A 17,334-nucleotide genomic window follows, 5' to 3' on the forward strand; every position below is an offset into this window, starting at 1 on the left:
GAGAACTTCTCCTGCGCGAAGGTGGTAGGTAGACTGGTCTACCTACCACCTCTGTGAGGAGTGAACTATGGCAGCTTCAGGACTTTCATCACCTGCCCGGCGCCCCGCCCGGGAGCTCCTGCTCGACGCTGCGGCGCGCCTTTTCTATGCAAACGGCGTCGCGGCCACCGGGATCGATACCATCACTGCCGAAGCCGGAGTGGCCAAAAAGAGCCTCTACAACAACTTCACTTCCAAGGCGGACCTGGTGGCCGCATATCTTGAGGCGAGGCACGAGGAATGGCTCGGCCTGTACCGCAAGCGGCTGGAAACGGCGCCGACACCGCGCAGCCAGGTCCTGGCCGTCTTCGATGCCTACCTGGACCACGCCAACTTCGCCTACGAGCACGGCTTCCGGGGATGCGGCTTGCTCAACGCCGCCGCGGAACTGCCGGCCGGCGATCCCGGCCGGGACGCCGTGCGCCGCCACAAGGAAGAAGTCCAGGAACTCCTGGCCGGGCACGTGTCGGGGTTGTTGCCGGAGCGGGAGGAACAGGTCCCCGCCATCGCCGCGCACCTGGCGTTCCTGCTCGAAGGCGCCATGGCCCGCGCCGGGCTGGAAGGCAATGACGGTCCGCTGAAGGACGCCAGGCGCATGGCCGGACAGTTGCTGGACGCCCTGTGAGCATCGAGCGCCACCACCCCAAGGCCCAACGGTGGGGGGCAATGTCCGTGGTGGCTGCCTCCGTCCTCTGGGGCACCACCGGGACCGCAGCCACCTTCGCCCCCGACGTGAGCCCGCTGGCCATTGGCGCCGTGGCAATGGGACTGGGCGGCCTGCTGCAGGCGCTCTTCGCAGCACGGCACATCGGCCTCCAGACGGGCAGCCTGCTCGCACGGTGGCGCCTGGTCTCGCTCGGTGCCGCGGCCGTGGCCACCTACCCCCTGGCCTTCTACAGCTCGATGCACCTCTCCGGCGTAGCGGTGGGAACCGTCGTCTCCATCGGCTCGGCCCCCGTGGCGGCAGCGCTCATCGAACGCTTCGCGGACAGGAAACCGCTGAGTAAGCAATGGATTCTTGGGGCCCTGCTGGGAGTCGGCGGCGCCGCATTGCTCTCCTTTGCCGGGCATGCCCCCGCAGCGTCATCACCGGTTCCAGCTGCTCCGGCTGCTGCGGGGGAGGCCACGGCTTGGAGTTCGACGGCGGGAATCCTCCTTGGGCTGCTGGCCGTCGCCACCTATGCCCTGTATTCCTGGGCGGCGCACCGCCTGACTGGTCTCGGTGTTACCCCCAGGGCCGCCATGGGCAGCATTTTCGGGCTGGGCGGACTCCTCCTGATGCCTGTCCTCGCGGTGACGGGCGGCCCGCTGCTGCAGTCCTGGGCCAACGCGGGCGTGGGGGCCTACATGGCTGTGGTGCCGATGTTCGCAGGGTATGTCCTGTTCGGCTGGGGCCTGGCCCGCGTGGGGGCGAGCACGGCCACCAGCATCTCCCTGCTGGAGACCGTGGTGGCTGCTGTCCTCGCCGTACTGGTGGTGGGTGAAAGGCTCCCGGCGCTCGGCTGGCTTGGCGCCGCCGTCGTCCTGGCCAGCTTGTTCATCCTGACCCCACGCACCCGCGCACTGGCCCCCGCAACGGCATCATCACCCGCAACGGCATCATCACCCGCAGCGGCACAGTCACGGGCAACAGAACGGCCTGTTGCGGAATCAGCCGGTGTGCTGCCGACCCGCGCTCCGGGCCAGTACCGTGGGGCCGAGCAGCAGGCAGGCGCCCAGCCCCAGCAGCAAAATCCCTAGCACCACCGCGCCCGGGGCAGGGACCCCGGCCCCTGCAAAGACGAGCACCACGCCGATCAGGGCCGCCAGGATCCCCGGGAACAGGCCTGCGGGGAAACGCCGCGCGGGATAGCCGGACAGCAGTTCCATGGCCAGGTGGGGATCGTCCGCGATCAGCCCCAGTTCGAGCTCCTTGAGCAGGCGTCGCTCCTCATCGGACATTGGCATGGCGGGCCCCTGTTTTCCCTGGGAGGCGGTAACGGTATCGACCGTAGGAGCCTTCTACCGGTTAGTCAATAGGTGCAGCGGCCCGGCACTGCCCTCACTCCAGGACGTCGTAACGCAGCTCATCGCCCGTTACCCGTACGCCTCTGGTGGGAACGTGCGGAACTGCCTTGGCCGTCGGCATCAGGTGTTCAACGGGCAGGCTTACCAGCAGGACGCAATGGTCCGCGATGAGGCGGCGGTGGCAGCGCCACCACAGGGTTTCGCTGCACATGATTGCGGTGGTTGCCGCCTGGGAGCCTGCCACCAGTTCTGCGGCTGCCGCCAGGAAGTCTTCACTGCGCATATAGCCTGCGTAGGCGCGGAACGACTCGTTGCGGAGGGCCGTATCCGGAGAGTCCGGGAGCAGCTTGCGGAACCCGCCCAGCCGCTTCTCCCAGCGGTAGTCGATGCACGCCTCCGGAAGCCACAGGGCCAAACGGTCCTTGCCGAAATGCGGATACTTGCGGCTGCCCGGGCCGATCCGGACATCCACCAGGGACGTCACTCCGGCGCTGCGGAGCAGCCCGGCGAAGTCCTCCTCGGACGCGGTGCCGTGACCTACGGTGAACAGGGCCTTCATCGAAGCCATGATAGGCACGTGGGCGGGGTGGCCCGCAGAAGCCGGCTACCGTCGTCGTAATTCGGCGAACTCGATGGACGGCACGATGGCGCCCGCATCCCGCTCCACGAAGTTGGTGCCCGGGGGCACCAGGTCGTCGATGGCGTCCAGTACTGTCTCGCCCAGCTGGACGTCGGCTGCGCGAAGGTACGCCTGGAGGTGTTCCTCGCTACGGGGGCCGATGATCACGCTGCTGATGGCGGGGTGGGTCAGGGCGAACCCCACCGCCAGGTCCACCAGGGACAGCTCCAGCTTGTCCGCCAGGCGGGCCAAGGAGTCTGCGGCGAGCAGCTTCCGCTCGCTGGACGGTCCGGACAGGTCGTACCGGCCGGGAAGCGTATGGACGCGGGTGGGCGGCTTGCCCGATTCCAGCACGAAACTGCCGGAAAGCCAGCCGCCCGCCAGGGGCCCGTACGCAAGGACACCCAGGCCGTACTGTTGGGCAATCGGCAGCACGTCGCGTTCATTGCCGCGGACCAGCATGGAATACGGGACCTGGTTGCCCACCGGCGGGATCAGGTGGTTGGTGGTGGCCAGCCATTGTGCCTCCACCAGCTGCGCCGGCGTGAACACCGAGGTGCCGTAGTACAGGATCTTGCCCTGGCGGATGAGGTCGTTCAGGGTGGTGATGGTTTCCAGGACGTCGGTGTTGTAGTCCGGCCGATGAGCCTGGTAGAGGTCGATCCGGTCCGTCTGCAGCCGGCGGAGGCTGCCCTCCACAGCCTGCATGATCCAGCGCCGGGAGTTCCCGGAATGCGCGGGGTTGCGGCTCATCTGGCCGTGAAACTTGGTGGCCAGGAAGACGTCGTCCCGGCGTCCCCGGAGTGCGCGGCCTACCACCTGCTCCGATTCGCCCTGCGAGTAGACATCGGCGGTATCAACCGCGGTGATGCCGGCGTCCAGGGCCGCGTGGATGATGCGGATGCTCTCGTCGGCCCCGGTGGGTGCACCCTGGCCGTTGCCGGTCCCCTCACCGAAATTCATGGTCCCAAGGGTGAGGGGACTGATGGGGGTTCCCGACCGTCCAAACACCCGCAGTTCGCTCAGGCTCATCTCCGGTCTCCTCCATTCAGTTGCCGTCCCCTGGATCGTCACGACGCTACACAGATCAGGCAGGCGGCCGCAGATTTCCGTTTTAGTCCTTCTCTTTTCGTCGCATGGAGTAACCGGGGCAGCGGGGATGACGTTTTGTGGCGCACAAAGGAGGAGGGAACAACGCCTATATTGAGGGCATGGGCATCCTCAGCAGCGATGAACAGTTCGTCCAGTTGCACGACCTCATTATCGGCAGCAGCAACGTGGCCGACTTCCTGTCCGAGCTTTCCGCTGTTGCCGCGTCAGCGCTCAGCGATGCAGCGGGCGTCTTCATCGAATGCGGGGTCACGCTCCGCCGCCGCAAACGCAGCGCCACCATTGCCGGCAGCAGCGAACGGGCCGTCGTGCTGGACAAGCTGGAACAGGCCCTCGGGGAAGGGCCGTGCATCGCCTCCCTGGACGCAATGAAGCCCATGGTCCTGTCCGACGTCCACACCGATACCCGCTGGCCTGAATACCAGAAGGTGCTGGCCGACAACGGCTGCCGCAGCGTGCTGGGCGTGCCTTTGGCGCTCGACCGGAACCAGGCGGCCGCGTTGAACTTCTTCGCCGCGGAGCCCGACGTCTTTGCCCCCAATGTCATCCGCACGGCGGAGGGGTTTGCGGACCTTGCCGGCCGGGCGCTTCGACTGGCCCTGCGGATCGCGGACGCCCAGAACCTGGCGGACGACTTGAAGGCCGCGATGGCGAACCGCACCGCGATCGACCTTGCGTGCGGGGTGATCATGGCGCAGAACCGGTGTACCCAGGATGAAGCCATGGCCCTGCTCACCAAGGCATCCAGCCACCGGAACCAGAAGCTGCGGGACCTGGCCGCTGAAGTCCTTGGCAGGGTGAGTACCGGGCCGGTGACGACGCACTTCGATCCGTAGGCAGCCCGGATCCACTCCCTATAAACCGGTCTTGACCCGCTTGTATGCCGCCTGGGTTTCGCCTCCGCGCCGCGCTGCAATAATCTGAACCAACGGTTGTGCACGGGGGTGTGAGCGCCCGGCACGACAGGCAGCACTGTAAGTTCCGGGACCATCACAGACGAGGCGGACGCCCATGACGGCTTCAGACCAGCAGCACGCAGCACGGCCAACGACGCCCGCAGACCCTCCAGCCGCGGCGCCAGGGCCGGTGGATCCGCACCTGCTGCAGCAACTGGCCGACGCGCACGGCGTGGGCACGTCCTTCCAGGGCTGGGACGGCCTTCCGCACTCCGTTGCCGAACCGACGCTGATCAAAGTGCTGGCGGCGCTGGGAGTCGAGGCCCACACCAACCAGCACATCGAGGCCGCCCTGGCCGAGGTGGAACTGGCGCCCTGGCGGCGGATGCTGCCACCCGCCGTCGTCATCAAGCAGGGCGAACCGGCGCAGGTTCCGGTCCACGTGCGGGACGGTGCCACAGCCAGCCTCACCATCAACCTTGAAGGGGGAGCCGGATCCAGGGAGGCGCTCCAGCAGGACATCTGGATCCAGCCCCGGGAGGTCGACGGCGTCTCCACCGGACGTGCCACGTTCTCCCTGCCCGAGGACCTGCCGTTGGGCTGGCACACCCTGCATGCGGAGGCAGAGGGCGCCACGGCCAGTGCCGTCCTGGTGGTCACGCCCGCCCGGCTAACGACGGCAAAACCTTTGGAGGAACGCCGCGGCTGGGGGCTGGCCACGCAACTGTATTCGGTCCGGTCCAAGCGGTCATGGGGCATCGGCGACTTTGCGGACCTGGCGGACCTGGCGGCCATCAGCGGTGCGCGCGGGGCCGATTATGTGCTGGTCAACCCGCTGCACGCGGCGGAGCCCGTCCCGCCCGTCCAGCCCTCGCCCTATTCGCCGTCCACCCGCCGGTTCTTCAACCCGCTGTACATCCGCATCGAGGCCATCCCCGAACTGGCGTACCTCCGGCCCCGGAAACGGGCGGCGCTGGAAAAGCTGCACGAGGAAGTGGCCGGCCTGAACCGGGACGCTGCGCGGTTGGACCGGGACGCTGTCTATGCGGCCAAGCTGCAGGCACTGGAGATGCTGTACCACACGCGGCGTTCGCCCTCCCGGCAAGCCGCCTTCGAGGAGTTCTGCCGCATCTCCGGCAGCGGGCTGGATGATTTTGCGCTTTGGTCCGCCATCCGCGAGGACCTGGCGCCCGGTGATCCGTTGTGGGCGGATCCGGCGTGCGCCATCGGAACACCTGAGGCGGAGTCGCTGCGGGAGAAGCTGGCGGACCGGATCGGGTTCCACCGCTGGCTGCAGTGGATCTGCGATGAGCAACTGGAAAACGCCCAGCAGGTGGCGCTCCGCTCCGGCATGCGGCTGGGCGTGGTGCACGACCTTGCAGTCGGCGTGGACCACAACAGTGCCGACGCGTGGACGCTGGGCCGTGTGCTGGCCCCGAACACCAGCGTGGGCGCGCCGCCGGACATGTACAACCAGCAGGGCCAGGACTGGGGCCAGCCGCCATGGCACCCGGCCCGCCTGGCCGAGGCCGGTTACGAACCGTTCCGCAACATGCTGGCGAACGTGCTCCGGCACGCCGGCGGCATCCGCGTGGACCACATCCTGGGCCTGTTCCGGCTGTGGTGGATTCCCATGGGGAACGCGCCCGGGGACGGTGCCTATGTCCGGTACGACCACGAGGCATTGATCGGCATCCTGGCCCTTGAGGCGCACCGCGCCGGGGCCGTGGTGATCGGAGAGGACCTGGGCACCTTCGAACCCTGGGTGCGTGACTACCTCGCGGCCCGCGGCATCCTGGGTACGTCCATCCTCTGGTTTGAGTACGACGGCGAGTCGCCCCTTGCGCCGGAAAAGTACCGTACGCAGGCGCTCGCAAGCGTAAACACCCATGACCTTCCGCCCACGGCAGGCTACCTTGCAGGGGACCACGTGGGGCTGCGGAGCCGGCTGGGACTGCTGGAGCGGTCTGAGGAGGAAGAACGGGCCGAGCACAACGCGTCGCTGGAGAAGATGTTTGCCCTGCTGCGCGAACGCGGGTACCTCTCCGAGGGGGCAGCCGGCGGAGCCGGTGCGCAGTCGGCGGAGGAGCACACCATCGAGGCGCTGCACCTCCTGCTGGCCCAGGCACCGTCTGTACTGCTCGGTGTGGCACTGGTGGACGCGGTGGGGGAGCGGCGGGTGCAGAACCAGCCCGGAACAACGGAAGCCCTGTATCCAAACTGGCAGGTTCCGCTGGGCGGCCCGGACGGCAGGCCGGTTTACCTGGACGACCTCCCCGGCAATAAGCGCTTCAACGCACTGCTCGCTGCCGTGGAGGGATCCCTGCACGGGTCCTGACTGGCTGGTTAACCACCATGGCCCCGCCGCTTCCGTAAGCGGCGGGGCCATGGTGGTTGTTCCGCTGAACTAGCGTGCGGTGATCACGTGGGTGAAGTGGTCGTAGCGGAAGGTGACCGGGCCGCCGTCGTGCTCAAACACGATGTTGGCTCCGGGCGTTGCCCCGCCGGCCCCGTAGCTGACGTCCCATGACTTGTTGAGGGCCGCCTTGAACTCGTAGCTCCCTGCCGGCAGGTCAGGCACGGTGAGCTTCCAGACGAGGTCTGCCGGGTCCAGGACCAGCTGGGCCTGCTGGCAGGCCGGCTCCCAGTCGGTGGCGCAGCCCAGCTCGCTGTCCATGCTTCCGGCCGCCGCCACGGCGGACGGCTGCTGCGACGCGTAGACGGCGCTGAGCAGGTGCGTGCTGTTGTCGTAGCGGAAGGTGACCGGTCCGCCGGGGTGGTCCAGCACGATGTTCTGGCCATTCAGCTGGCCGTCGGAACCGTAGTTTTCGTCCCAGCCGCCGTTGAGCGCGGCCTTGTATTCGTACTTCCCGGTAAGCAGGTCCGCGGTCAGCCGCCAGATGCGGTCCGCCGGGTCCAGGACCATCTTTGCCTGCGGGCAGGCCGGATCCCACTGCGCGGTGCAGCCCATGGCCTGGTTCAGTGATCCGGCCACCGTGACCGAGTCGGGCTGCGGCGCCTGGCCTACCGTGACGGTCCTGGTGCCGCTGGTGACGCTGAAGGCCGTGCCGGCCATGACGGCCCGGTACTGGACCTTCGTGCCGTCAGCCAGCGTGGAGACATCATCGGTTGCCGAGTACACGGGCGACGACGAGTCGGTCCCCACCGCCGTCCAGTCTCCGCCGTTCACGCTGCGCTCAAAGGACACCACGTGGCTGGCCTTCTCCGGATCGGCGGTGGCGCTCAGCTCCACCTTTCCTTCCACGCTGCTGCCTTCGGCGGGCTTCTGCAGGGTCAGCACGGGCGCGGGGACGCTTGCTTGACGGCTCTGGCTGGTGGCGGTGTGGCCGCCGTTGTCCAGCACGGTGGCGCGGTACTCCAGGGGTGTGCCGGCGTCCAGGGCCGCGACGTCGTGGAACACCTGGTACGGGGCGGTGTCGTCCGTGCCGATCGGCTGCCACTGGCCGCCTGCCGTTCGGGCCTCGAAGGTGACCTCGTAGAACGAAGTACCGTCGACGTCGGCCGTCACGTTGATGCGCCCGTTGTCGCTTGGGGCTGCGGCCGGCTGTTGCAGGGCGACGGCGGGTGCAGCCTTTGAGTGCGGGATCCGCCCCGAGGATTCGTAGACGACGGCGGAAAGCGGCGGCACGGTGACCGTCAGCTTGGCGTCCTCCGAGGTTTTGGCCTCGTCGGCCCCTTCGCCGTAAATGCGCGTGTAGCTGCGCTTGGCAATGTAGGTGGGGATTTCGGCCGTCTGCGGCTGGGCGCTGTTGTTCAGGGCCACCACGTATTCGCGCTGGTCCTGGGCGTCCGTGCGGGAGAAGGCGTAGATGCCTGGGCCGTCCGAGGCGTAGCGGTGCTGGTGGGCGCCGTTCCGCAGTGCCGGATGCTCCTTGGTGAGGGCGGCCAGGTCGCGGATCTTCGCATACAGCGGATGGCCAGGGTTGAAGTTGTCCGTGGCGTGGGTGGCATCCGTGCCCAGCAGGTCGTCGTCGAGGTAGTCCGGGACCTTGCTTGCGAAGAGTGTCTGGCGGGCGTCCTGGTCGCCGCCGGGGCCGGTGAATCCCTGTTCGTCGCCGTAGTACACCACCGGGTTGCCGCGGGAGAAGTACATCAGCTCGTGGGCCAGTTCGTCGCGGGCCACCTTCTCGGCATCGCTGGCGGCCGGGTTGTCCTGGCTGATGAAACTGCCGATGCGGCCCATGTCGTGGTTGCCCAGGAAGGTTGGCAGTTCGTAGACGTTGGAGTCGGCGTCGGTGTACCAGTCGTCCCCGGCGAAGAAGGTTTGCAGGGCCTTGGCGTCCTGGCCCTTGGACGCGAAGTTGCGGGCCGCATCCTGGAAGGGGAAGTCCAGGACTGCCTGCATCTTGTTGCGGGTGGTGAACTGGGACGTGAAGCTCTTGGTGGTGTCGAAGACCTCGCCGAACATGAAGAACTCGTCCTTGCCGTGCTCTTTGGCGTAGTTGAGGACGTTGGGGCCGAATTCCTGCCAGAACTCGTTGTTGACATGCTTCATGGTGTCGATCCGGAAGCCGTCCACGCCGAAGTCGCCGATCCAGGACTTGTAGATGTCCTCCATGCCGTGCACCACTTTGGGGTTTTCGGTGAACAGGTCATCGAGGCCGAAGAAGTCACCGTACATGGAGTCCTCGCCGGTAAAGGTGGTGTCGCCCCGGTTGTGGTACAGCGTGGGGTCGTTCAGCCAGGCCGGCACTTTGAGGTTTTCTTCGCCGGGTGTCAGGACGGGTTTGTAAGGGAATGAAGTGTTCGCGTCCAACTGGGGGAAGGTCCCGGTGCCGGCATAGTCGCGGTCATCGAAGGGTTCGCCCGAGGCCGTCTTGTACGGGACGGCGTCCTTGGAGACGTAGCCTTTGCGGTCGCCCTCCTGGTAGCCGATGACGTCAGCCGTGTGGTTGGTGATGATGTCGAAGTACACCTTCATGCCGCGGGCGTGGGCCTCGTCAATCAGGGCCTTGAGTTCGTCATTGGTGCCCAGGTGCGGATCGATCTGGGTGAAGTCGGTGACCCAGTAACCGTGGTAACCGGCTGACTTGTCTTCCGGCTGGACTGCCTTGTTCTTAAAGCTGGGGGTCAGCCAGATCGACGTGGTGCCCAGGCCCTGGATGTAGTCGATCTTGTTTCGGAGGCCGGCGAGGTCGCCGCCGTTGTAGAAGCCTTTCTTTGTGGGATCGAAGCCGGAGACCATGGGATCGGGGCCAAGGCCGCCTTGGTCGTTGGCCGTGCTGCCGTTGCTGAACCGGTCCGCCATGACGAAGTAGAAGTTTTCATCCGTCACGGGACCGCGCAGCGAATGCAGGGCGGGCGCGGATCCCTGGTTCCTGGTGCCCGGGTCGTTGGACCCTGGACCGTTGGGGGCGGCCTGCGCCGGGAGGACTGCTGCGGAGACTGCGACGGCGGCCGCCAGGAGGCCGGCGGCGGACCGGCCAGCAACGCGTTTCCGCGTTGGCCGGGTGGTTGGAGGGTGCGGTGTCCCTGCCGGACCTGCCGGCAGGTGGGCGCGTGGGGGCGCGCCGGGAGGGGTGCGGAATAACAAGGGTGAGACCTTCCTGGGAAGCAGCGCTGCTGTACAGGCTTGCCGTTGACATGGGGATGCGGCAGGAGGGTTCGAAGAACAGCATGCTGTCTTGTGAACCAAGTCACAACTGTAAGCGCTTGCACTGAATTACTCCAGTGTTTAGGGAACGCGCTGGCGCGGGAAGCTTCCGCGGGGACCTGAAGTGCTAGCCGGCGGCTATCAGTGCGGTGGGCGACGCGGCATGCAGGTTGTGCAGCACCGGTCCGGGAAGGCCGGTGATGGGATCCAGCTCAAAGGTCGCGATGTTGTGTGATCGTTCGTGCGCCACGTGGAGCCAGTTTCCGCGGACAAGGTGGTGGCGCGGCCAGTTCCCGCCGCTGTCAAAGTCCTTGACGGGTATCAGTTCGGTGCCATCCCCGGCAACCTCCAGGACGCTGATGAGGTTGGAGCCGCGCACGCCGGCATAGGCGAAGTTTCCTTGCGGGCCCAGGCAGATCTCGGCGGCGGAGTCCCCTCGCTGGCTTCCGCCCGCCGTCGCAGGTCCGCGGAAGACCAGCTCGTAGGTGCCGGCCTCGGGACGGACCACGAAGACTTCCACGGAGTACTCCGACACGATGAAGACGTTCCCGTTCGGGTGCTCCACCAGGTGGCGCGGGCCGCAGCCGAAGGGGAGGACCACCTCGTGGTCCGCCACCAGCCCTGCACCCGCCTGGTAGGTCCAGATGCGGAGGGTGTCATGGCCCAGATCTGTGGTCATCACCCGGCCGTCCCGCAGCATCAGGCTCGCGTGGGCACGGCTTTGCCTCGGGCTGCCGGGAAAAAGGGCAGCGTGGGGATCAACGGACGGTGCGGCCGGGAACCGCCCGGCCAGGCCGCCGTCGGAATCCAGCTCGTAGAGCAGAACCTGCCCGTCGCCCCAGCACGCGGCAGTGACAAAGCGGCCGTGCGGGTCAACGGCAACATGGCAGGTGGCCTCGCCGGTCGGTTGTGGTTCCCCGTAGGGTTCCAGGGCGGCTTCGCCGTGACGGCGGTATGCCCGGACTTTCCTGCGCTGCTCAGCCGCCGCGTACACCACCGGCAGGGTTGGGTGTGCAGCAACGAACGACGGCGATTGCGCTTCGACGGCCGTTCCCAACCATTCCAGGCGGCCGTCCTGGTGCGCGCGGACGGCGCCGATGCCGTCCGCGCGGCCGCCGCCGTCGGGGGTGTACGCGCCGATCCACAGGATGTTGGTGGCCGGATTGTTGGTGGCTGCGCCGTTGGTCATGGCCCAATCCTGCCAAGGTTTCGCCCCTATTCCCGTACCCCGGGCCGCCGATTAGCATGGGATTTCCGGCAGTGGCAGAAGGGAGACGGGCGCGGTCATGGCTGCATGGATGTCGATTGTCCACACCCGACGCCCTTCTGGGGCTTGGGCCTAGCCCGCGTGGAGGTGCCCGTGGGCTGGCCGGAGGGCGCTGCCCAGCCTCCTCCCGGACCGCGCGCTGTTCACGGCCGGTCCCCGTTGCTGGGCTTCGGCCGGATCGTTTCCCTGTTGCGTGCTGCCGGTTGTGTATTCGCCGAAGACGAGGCGCGGCTCCTGCTCGCTGAGGGCGCTGGCCCCGAGGAACTTTCACGCAGTGTCCAGCGCCGTATGGAGGGTGTTCCCCTGGAGCACATCCTGGGCTGGGCTGAGTTTGCCGGTGGCCGCGTTGTGGTTGAGCCCGGCGTTTTCGTGCCACGGCGCCGCACGGAACTGCTGGTCAATGAGGCCTTGGTTCTGCTGACGGACGGAGCACTGCCTGCGCCGCCGGTTGTGGTTGACCTGTGCTGCGGGTCCGGGGCCGTGGGAGCTGCAATTCTTCGCCGTGCCCCCCAGGTGGAGCTGCATGCAGCGGATATCGAGCCCGCTGCCGTAAGGTGCGCCCGGCGGAACCTGGATCCCCTGGGCGGCCATGTTCATGCGGGTGACCTGTTCGCAGCCCTCCCGCCGGCGCTGCACGGGCGGGTCGGGGTGCTCGCCGTCAACGCGCCGTATGTCCCTACGGAAGCAATTCGAACCATGCCTCCGGAAGCGCGCCTTTACGAACCTGTTGCCTCGCTCGACGGAGGCCCTGACGGCCTGGACTTCCACCGACGGGTCGCCGCCGGGGCCGTTCACTGGCTGGTTCCCCACGGCCGCCTACTCATCGAAACCAGTGACCGGCAGTCGGTAAGCACCTCCAAAATCCTGGCCGCAGCGGGGTTCACCGTCCGCACCGTGCGGTCGGAAGAGCTGGATGGGACGGTGGTCGTGGGACAGTACGAGTCCCAAAACCCCTAAGTGGAAAACCTGGCTGTGGTTTAAGCGCTGCCGGGGTTTAAGCACTGCTTACCGCCGCGTCCCCCAAGGATCGCGACGGTAAGCAAGGCGATTCAGTTGTAACACAAAGGCGTGCCACGCCCATGTCACGCGGCGGCCCGTGCGTAATGAACGTTGCCGCTGCGGCAATCAGGACTTCGTGCCGGTCCCATCGGAGGTACCAAGGTTGGTGGTCTCCGGGTGGGTGCTGTGGGCTGGGATGTGGTCCTCGCCCAGGGCACCGGCGTCGCCGGCCCCGGAAGTGCCGGTGGAAGTACCAGCGGCAGCAGCAGTAGAGGGTCCTGAGGCCTGGCTGCCACCGGATGCGCCGTCACGGTGCATCGCAGAGCCAATCACGGTGCCTGCCCTGCGTGCGGCTTCCCCAAGCTGGTCTGCCACTTCAGGCGCCTTTTCCTTGATGGTTTCCGTCGCCACGGACACTTTGTCCTGGACCGGCTTGCTGTCCCAGATGCCGGCCGCGCGGGCCTTCAGCTTGTCGTAAGCCGCACGGCCTGACCGCGAACCGAGGACGTATCCCACGGCAACGCCTACACCCAAAAGAAGCTTGTTTTTCACGATGAACTCCTGCTCTGCGAGAAGGTTGTCAGTCCCGGCCGGGGCAACGGGCGCCCGTGGCCGGGGAAAATGAAAGCCGGCCTGGGGATGATGTCCCCAGGCCGGCTTCCTGGCTTGCCCGTGCAGTTATCCGCGGGCGCTGCGCTTGGTGACCATGCCGTAAATGGCAAGGACGATCAGCGAGCCGACGATCGCCAGCAGCCACGTCTGGATCGAGAAGAACTCCTGCAGTCCACTGCCGAAGATCATCCCGCCCAGCCAGCCACCGAGGAATGCGCCAACGACGCCCAGGATCAGAGTGATGACCCAGCCGCCACCCTGCCTGCCCGGGAGGATCGCCTTAGCGATCGCACCAGCAATAAGTCCGAGAATCAGAAATGCAATAAATCCCATTTGAAGCTCTCTTCCTAAGTAAAGGAGGCCTCCAGGTTCCGGAGGCACTTCATCCTTCTGGCTCAATAGTAATCATGCTTACTATCTATTTGCCAACCCCGTTTTTGGAAAAGAGTGCAGTTCAGGCTGGTTTCAGTGTCCTGTTTTGTCCGAGTCGTTGCCTGATCCGGGACCTTCGTCAAGGATCGATAATTCCGCTAGATCCTGCGGGTCCAGGGCGAAATCAAACACGTCCAGGTTCTCCGCCATCCGGTCCGGCGAAGCGGTCTTCGGAATCGTTACCAATCCGTTTTGTATGTGCCACCGAAGGACGAGTTGGCCAGGGGTTTTCCCATGCTTTTCCGCCAGTTGGGAAAGGACGGGAGCGCCCAACAAACCCGCTCCCGAGCCGCCCAGCGGACTATAGGACTCAGTAATAATGCCATGCCGGCTATGGAATTCCCGCTCGGCGGACCGCGTGATGGCCGGGCTGAGTTGGATTTGGTTTACCGCCGGCACTACGTCAGTCTCCGCCATCAGCCGTTCGAGGTGCGCTGGCTTGAAGTTGGACACTCCGATGGACCGGACTTTTCCCTCCGCCTGCAGCCGTTCAAAGGTCTGCCACGTGGAGACGTACTGGTCCCTGCCGGGCAGGGGCCAGTGGATCAGCAGCAGGTCCACGTAATCAAGCCCAAGACGCGCCAGCGACCCCTCGAGGCCGGCTACGGCACGGTCGTGGCCCTGGAATTCGCCGTCCAGCTTGGTGGTGATGAATAGCTCACTGCGGTCCGCGCCGCTGGCCCTGATGCCGTTGCCCACACCGCGTTCGTTGCCGTACTTCACGGCGGTGTCGATATGCCGGTACCCGGCTTCCACGGCCTGTACGACGGCGGCGCCCGCCTGTTCGTCGTCCAGCGGCCAGGTGCCAAGCCCCAGCTGCGGAATCCTGTTGCCGTCATTGAGTTCGATGAGCGGTGCAAGTGTCATGCGATCAGTCTGCCCCCTCCCGGCCGTCCCGGCTCCAAGTGCCCGCGATTCGGGACGGCCCGGAGGGTACTGCCGGCGGCCTAGGCCGGTTCCTCCGCCAGTTTCCGCTTCAGGATCTTTCCACTGGGTCCCAGCGGGAGCTCGGAGAGTATCTTGACCACGCGCGGATACTTGTAGGCCGCAAGCTGGGAGCTGGCGAAGTCCATCAGCTCGGTCTCGGTGACACTGGCCCCGGCGTCCAGCACGATGGCGGCCGCGATCTCCTGGCCGTGGACATCGTGCGGGATGCCGTAAACGGCGGCACTGACAACTGCAGGGTGTGTCAGCAGGACTTCCTCCACCTCCCGCGGATACACGTTGTAGCCGTTGCGGATGATCATGTCCTTCTTGCGGTCCACGATGGTGAGGTAACCGTCGTCGTCCTTTGTGCCAAGGTCCCCGCTGCGGAACCAGCCATCCACCACGGCCTCGGCGGTGGCCTCAGGCCGGTTGAGGTAGCCCTTCATCAGCAGGTGTCCGCGGATCACCAGCTCGCCGAGTTCCCCGTTGGGCAGCAGCTCGATCCGCTCCGTCACCTCAGGGCGGGCGATTTCGATATCCACACCCCAGATCGGGATACCGATGGTGCCGGGCCGTGGCTGCATGCCCACGTGGTTGAAGGCCGCCACGGGGGACGTCTCGGTCAGGCCGTAGCCCTCATGGATCTCCACGCCGAAGACGTCGCGGAACCGGTCCATCACTGCCAGTGGAAGTGAGGCTCCGCCGGAGATGCCGTAGCGCAGGGCCGCCGGCCGGTCCGGCACGGTCTTGGCGGCTTCCAGGAGCGCCACGTACATGGTGGGGACGCCCAGGAAGATGTTCACGTCGTGCTTCGCCAGCAGCTTCAAGGCGTCCGGGCCGGTGAACCGGGGCATGAGGACGATGGTGGCCCCGGCGCGCAGGCCCGTGTTCAACACCACCGTCTGGCCGAAGGTGTGGAAGAGCGGCAGGCCGCCGAACAGGACGTCACCGGGCCGGAAGTCCATCACGCTGGTCAGCAGGACGCTGGTTTGTTCCACCAGGGCGAAGTGGCTGCCCAGTGCGCCCTTGGGCTTGCCGGTGGTGCCTGAGGTGTACAGGATGGTGGCCGTGTCCGATGGGCGGCAGGGTTCGTACGTCCGGATCGGCTCCGCGGCGGCCGCCTCCGCTTCCAGCCGTGGAAACCCGCCGTCGTCGGGCGCCATGACCGTCAGCACATCGACCCCGCTGGCTGAAGCACCGGCAGCGCCTTCCGTGAGCAGGGGAGCAGCGCAGATGAGCAGCCGGGCGCCGCTGTCCTGCAGGACGTACTCGATCTCGCGCGCCTTGAGCAGGGCGTGGACCGGGACAACGATGGCGCCCAGCGACAGGATGGCGTAGTACACCCGGGCGAAGTCCGGGACGTTGGGGATCAGGACGGCGACGGCGTCTCCCGGCCCGATTCCCCGCGCCCGCAGTGCACCGGCATAGCCGCGGGTTTGGCTCCACAGGTCGGCGTAGCTGACCTGGTCCTCGCCGACAACGAGGGCGATGCTGTCAGGATTCCTCTTGGCTGATTCTGCCAGGACGGCAGCGACGGAGATGGTGGCGAAGCCGTCAGCGGAGTTTGTGTTGGTCATGGCCTGCTTCTTTGTTGGGATGGGTCACGCTGTGAGGATCAGGGCGTCGCCCTGGCCGCCGCCCCCGCAGAGGGCCACGACGCCGGTGCCTCCGCCGCGGCGTTTCAGCGCCAGTGCCTGGTGGAGCACCAGGCGTGCACCCGAGGCGCCCACGGGGTGGCCCAGTGCGATGGCGCCGCCTTCGGCGTTCACGGATTCGGTGTCGATGCCAAGATCGTTGGCGGACTGGATGAGGACCGAGGCGAAGGCCTCGTTGATTTCCACCAGGTCCAGCTCCTGCACGGTCAGCCCCTGGTCCTTGAGCGCGCGCTCGATGGCGCGGGCGGGCTGGGAATGCAGGGATCCGTCGGGGCCTGCGGTCTGGCCGTGGGCGCCGACCTCGGCAATCCACTCCAGGCCTGCCGCTTCCGCGGCTGCCTTGCTGGCAATGACCAGCGCCGCTGCGCCGTCGGAAAGGGGCGACGACGACCCCGCCGTGATGGTGGCACTCTCCGCCTTGGAGAACGCCGGGCGGAGCTGCGCCAGGGATTCCGCGGTGGTGTCCGGACGGATGCCTTCGTCGTGTTCAAGGGTCACGGCAGGTCCCTTGCGCTGCGGTATCTCGATCGGAGCGATCTCCTCGGCCATGATCCCGGCGGCGCGGGCGGCTTCGGCGCGCTGGTGGGAGCGGGCCGCGACGGCATCCTGCTCTTCGCGCGTGATGCCGCGTTCGGCGTTTCCCGAGTCGGTGGCCTCACCCATGAGCTTCTTGCTCACCGGGTCCTGCAGCCCGTCATGGTTAAGGGAGTCCAGCATGGGCGCATCACCGATGACGACGCCGGCGCGCAGCCCGGGGACCAGGTGCGGTGCGTTGGTCATCGATTCCTGGCCGTCGGCCACAATGAAGTCGGCTTCCCCTGTGCGGATCATCCGGGCGGCGTCGATCACTGCCGTCAGGCCGGACAGGCAGAGCTTGTTGATGGTGATGGTGGGGACGTCCCAGCCGATTCCGGCGGCCAGGCTGGCCTGCCGTGCGGGGCCCTGGCCGGCGCCGGCTTGAATGACCTGGCCGACAATGACGGCGCCGATCTGCTCTGGCGCCACGCCGGTGCGTTCCAGCGCGGCGCGGATGGCGTGGGCGCCGAGTTCGCTGGAGGAAAAGGGCGTGAGTCCGCCGCGGAACCTGCCGAACGGGGTGCGGGCGCCGCCCAGGATGACGGGGATGTTGGCGTTCTGGTTCAAGAACAGTCCTTTCA

General features: G+C 66.7%; 15 protein-coding genes. 5 read left to right on the forward strand and 10 right to left on the reverse strand.

What is annotated here, in order from left to right; genetic code table 11:
- Positions 1–67: 67 nt before the first annotated feature.
- The gene (locus NMQ03_RS02015) at positions 68–664 is read left to right on the forward strand and encodes a TetR/AcrR family transcriptional regulator (protein ID WP_255174171.1); all 597 of its coding nucleotides are present in this window, start codon (positions 68–70) and stop codon (positions 662–664) included.
- A 41-nt stretch (positions 665–705) separates the two neighbouring features.
- Positions 706–1,779, forward strand: a complete 1,074-nt coding sequence (locus NMQ03_RS02020) for a DMT family transporter (RefSeq protein WP_255175717.1) — start codon at positions 706–708, stop codon at positions 1,777–1,779.
- Here the strand turns inward: NMQ03_RS02020 and NMQ03_RS02025 are convergent.
- From NMQ03_RS02025 to NMQ03_RS02035, 3 genes are all read right to left on the reverse strand, one after another.
- A complete protein-coding gene (locus tag NMQ03_RS02025) occupies positions 1,690–1,986 on the reverse strand; it encodes a DUF3040 domain-containing protein (protein ID WP_255174172.1) in 297 nt (98 codons plus the stop codon). The two genes, NMQ03_RS02020 and NMQ03_RS02025, sit on opposite strands and share 90 nt — an antisense overlap.
- 94 nt (positions 1,987–2,080) lie before the next feature.
- A complete protein-coding gene (locus NMQ03_RS02030) occupies positions 2,081–2,614 on the reverse strand; it encodes a DUF488 family protein (protein ID WP_255174173.1) in 534 nt (177 codons plus the stop codon).
- A 36-nt stretch (positions 2,615–2,650) separates the two neighbouring features.
- On the reverse strand, positions 2,651–3,697 hold the full coding sequence (locus tag NMQ03_RS02035) for an aldo/keto reductase (RefSeq protein ID WP_255174174.1): 1,047 nt from the start codon (positions 3,695–3,697) through the stop codon (positions 2,651–2,653).
- A 179-nt stretch (positions 3,698–3,876) separates the two neighbouring features.
- On the opposite strand from NMQ03_RS02035, the gene NMQ03_RS02040 reads away from it, so the two are divergent.
- Positions 3,877–4,611, forward strand: a complete 735-nt coding sequence (locus NMQ03_RS02040) for a GAF and ANTAR domain-containing protein (protein ID WP_255174175.1) — start codon at positions 3,877–3,879, stop codon at positions 4,609–4,611.
- 175 nt (positions 4,612–4,786) lie between these two features.
- Positions 4,787–7,009, forward strand: coding sequence for a 4-alpha-glucanotransferase (malQ, locus tag NMQ03_RS02045; RefSeq protein WP_255174176.1), 2,223 nt, complete (start codon positions 4,787–4,789; stop codon positions 7,007–7,009).
- Between the two features lie 69 nt (positions 7,010–7,078).
- Here the strand turns inward: malQ and NMQ03_RS02050 are convergent, their stop codons facing one another.
- Both NMQ03_RS02050 and NMQ03_RS02055 read right to left on the reverse strand, forming a co-directional pair.
- Positions 7,079–10,225: an alpha-amylase family glycosyl hydrolase gene (locus NMQ03_RS02050; RefSeq protein WP_255174177.1), complete on the reverse strand. Its 3,147-nt coding sequence runs from the start codon at positions 10,223–10,225 to the stop codon at positions 7,079–7,081.
- A gap of 187 nt (positions 10,226–10,412) precedes the next feature.
- Positions 10,413–11,474: a beta-propeller fold lactonase family protein gene (locus NMQ03_RS02055; protein ID WP_255174178.1), complete on the reverse strand. Its 1,062-nt coding sequence runs from the start codon at positions 11,472–11,474 to the stop codon at positions 10,413–10,415.
- Between the two features lie 267 nt (positions 11,475–11,741).
- Here NMQ03_RS02055 and NMQ03_RS02060 point away from each other — a divergent pair, with 267 nt between their 5' ends.
- The gene (locus tag NMQ03_RS02060) at positions 11,742–12,509 is read left to right on the forward strand and encodes a putative protein N(5)-glutamine methyltransferase (RefSeq protein WP_255175718.1); all 768 of its coding nucleotides are present in this window, start codon (positions 11,742–11,744) and stop codon (positions 12,507–12,509) included.
- A 168-nt stretch (positions 12,510–12,677) separates the two neighbouring features.
- Here NMQ03_RS02060 and NMQ03_RS02065 read toward each other — a convergent pair whose 3' ends face one another.
- The 5 genes from NMQ03_RS02065 to NMQ03_RS02085 all read right to left on the reverse strand — a co-directional run bounded on the left by NMQ03_RS02065 (position 12,678) and on the right by NMQ03_RS02085 (position 17,320).
- Positions 12,678–13,103, reverse strand: coding sequence for a YtxH domain-containing protein (locus tag NMQ03_RS02065; RefSeq protein WP_255174179.1), 426 nt, complete (start codon positions 13,101–13,103; stop codon positions 12,678–12,680).
- A 126-nt stretch (positions 13,104–13,229) separates the two neighbouring features.
- The gene (locus NMQ03_RS02070) at positions 13,230–13,496 is read right to left on the reverse strand and encodes a GlsB/YeaQ/YmgE family stress response membrane protein (RefSeq protein ID WP_018769627.1); all 267 of its coding nucleotides are present in this window, start codon (positions 13,494–13,496) and stop codon (positions 13,230–13,232) included.
- Between the two features lie 132 nt (positions 13,497–13,628).
- Positions 13,629–14,462 (reverse strand): aldo/keto reductase, encoded by an 834-nt coding sequence (locus NMQ03_RS02075; protein WP_255174180.1) that lies wholly within the window; start codon positions 14,460–14,462, stop codon positions 13,629–13,631.
- An 80-nt stretch (positions 14,463–14,542) separates the two neighbouring features.
- Complete coding sequence (locus NMQ03_RS02080) at positions 14,543–16,099, reverse strand: long-chain fatty acid--CoA ligase (protein ID WP_255174181.1); 1,557 nt, start codon at positions 16,097–16,099, stop codon at positions 14,543–14,545.
- Positions 16,100–16,123: 24 nt separating this feature from the next.
- Positions 16,124–17,320, reverse strand: coding sequence for an acetyl-CoA C-acetyltransferase (locus NMQ03_RS02085; protein WP_255174182.1), 1,197 nt, complete (start codon positions 17,318–17,320; stop codon positions 16,124–16,126).
- Between the last annotated feature and the right edge of the window lie 14 nt (positions 17,321–17,334).

The organism is Arthrobacter sp. DNA4 (genome assembly GCF_024362385.1).
GTDB lineage: Bacteria > Actinomycetota > Actinomycetes > Actinomycetales > Micrococcaceae > Arthrobacter.

Coding starts and splice junctions, on each gene's coding strand:
- NMQ03_RS02015 (WP_255174171.1), top strand. CDS start 68: ATGGCAGCTTCAGGACTTTCATCACCTGCCCGGCGCCCCGCCCGGGAG.
- NMQ03_RS02040 (WP_255174175.1), top strand. CDS start 3,877: ATGGGCATCCTCAGCAGCGATGAACAGTTCGTCCAGTTGCACGACCTC.
- NMQ03_RS02080 (WP_255174181.1), bottom strand. CDS start 16,099: ATGACCAACACAAACTCCGCTGACGGCTTCGCCACCATCTCCGTCGCT.
- NMQ03_RS02025 (WP_255174172.1), bottom strand. CDS start 1,986: ATGCCAATGTCCGATGAGGAGCGACGCCTGCTCAAGGAGCTCGAACTG.
- NMQ03_RS02030 (WP_255174173.1), bottom strand. CDS start 2,614: ATGGCTTCGATGAAGGCCCTGTTCACCGTAGGTCACGGCACCGCGTCC.
- NMQ03_RS02020 (WP_255175717.1), top strand. CDS start 706: ATGTCCGTGGTGGCTGCCTCCGTCCTCTGGGGCACCACCGGGACCGCA.
- NMQ03_RS02075 (WP_255174180.1), bottom strand. CDS start 14,462: ATGACACTTGCACCGCTCATCGAACTCAATGACGGCAACAGGATTCCG.
- NMQ03_RS02070 (WP_018769627.1), bottom strand. CDS start 13,496: ATGGGATTTATTGCATTTCTGATTCTCGGACTTATTGCTGGTGCGATC.
- malQ (WP_255174176.1), top strand. CDS start 4,787: ATGACGGCTTCAGACCAGCAGCACGCAGCACGGCCAACGACGCCCGCA.
- NMQ03_RS02055 (WP_255174178.1), bottom strand. CDS start 11,474: ATGACCAACGGCGCAGCCACCAACAATCCGGCCACCAACATCCTGTGG.
- NMQ03_RS02035 (WP_255174174.1), bottom strand. CDS start 3,697: ATGAGCCTGAGCGAACTGCGGGTGTTTGGACGGTCGGGAACCCCCATC.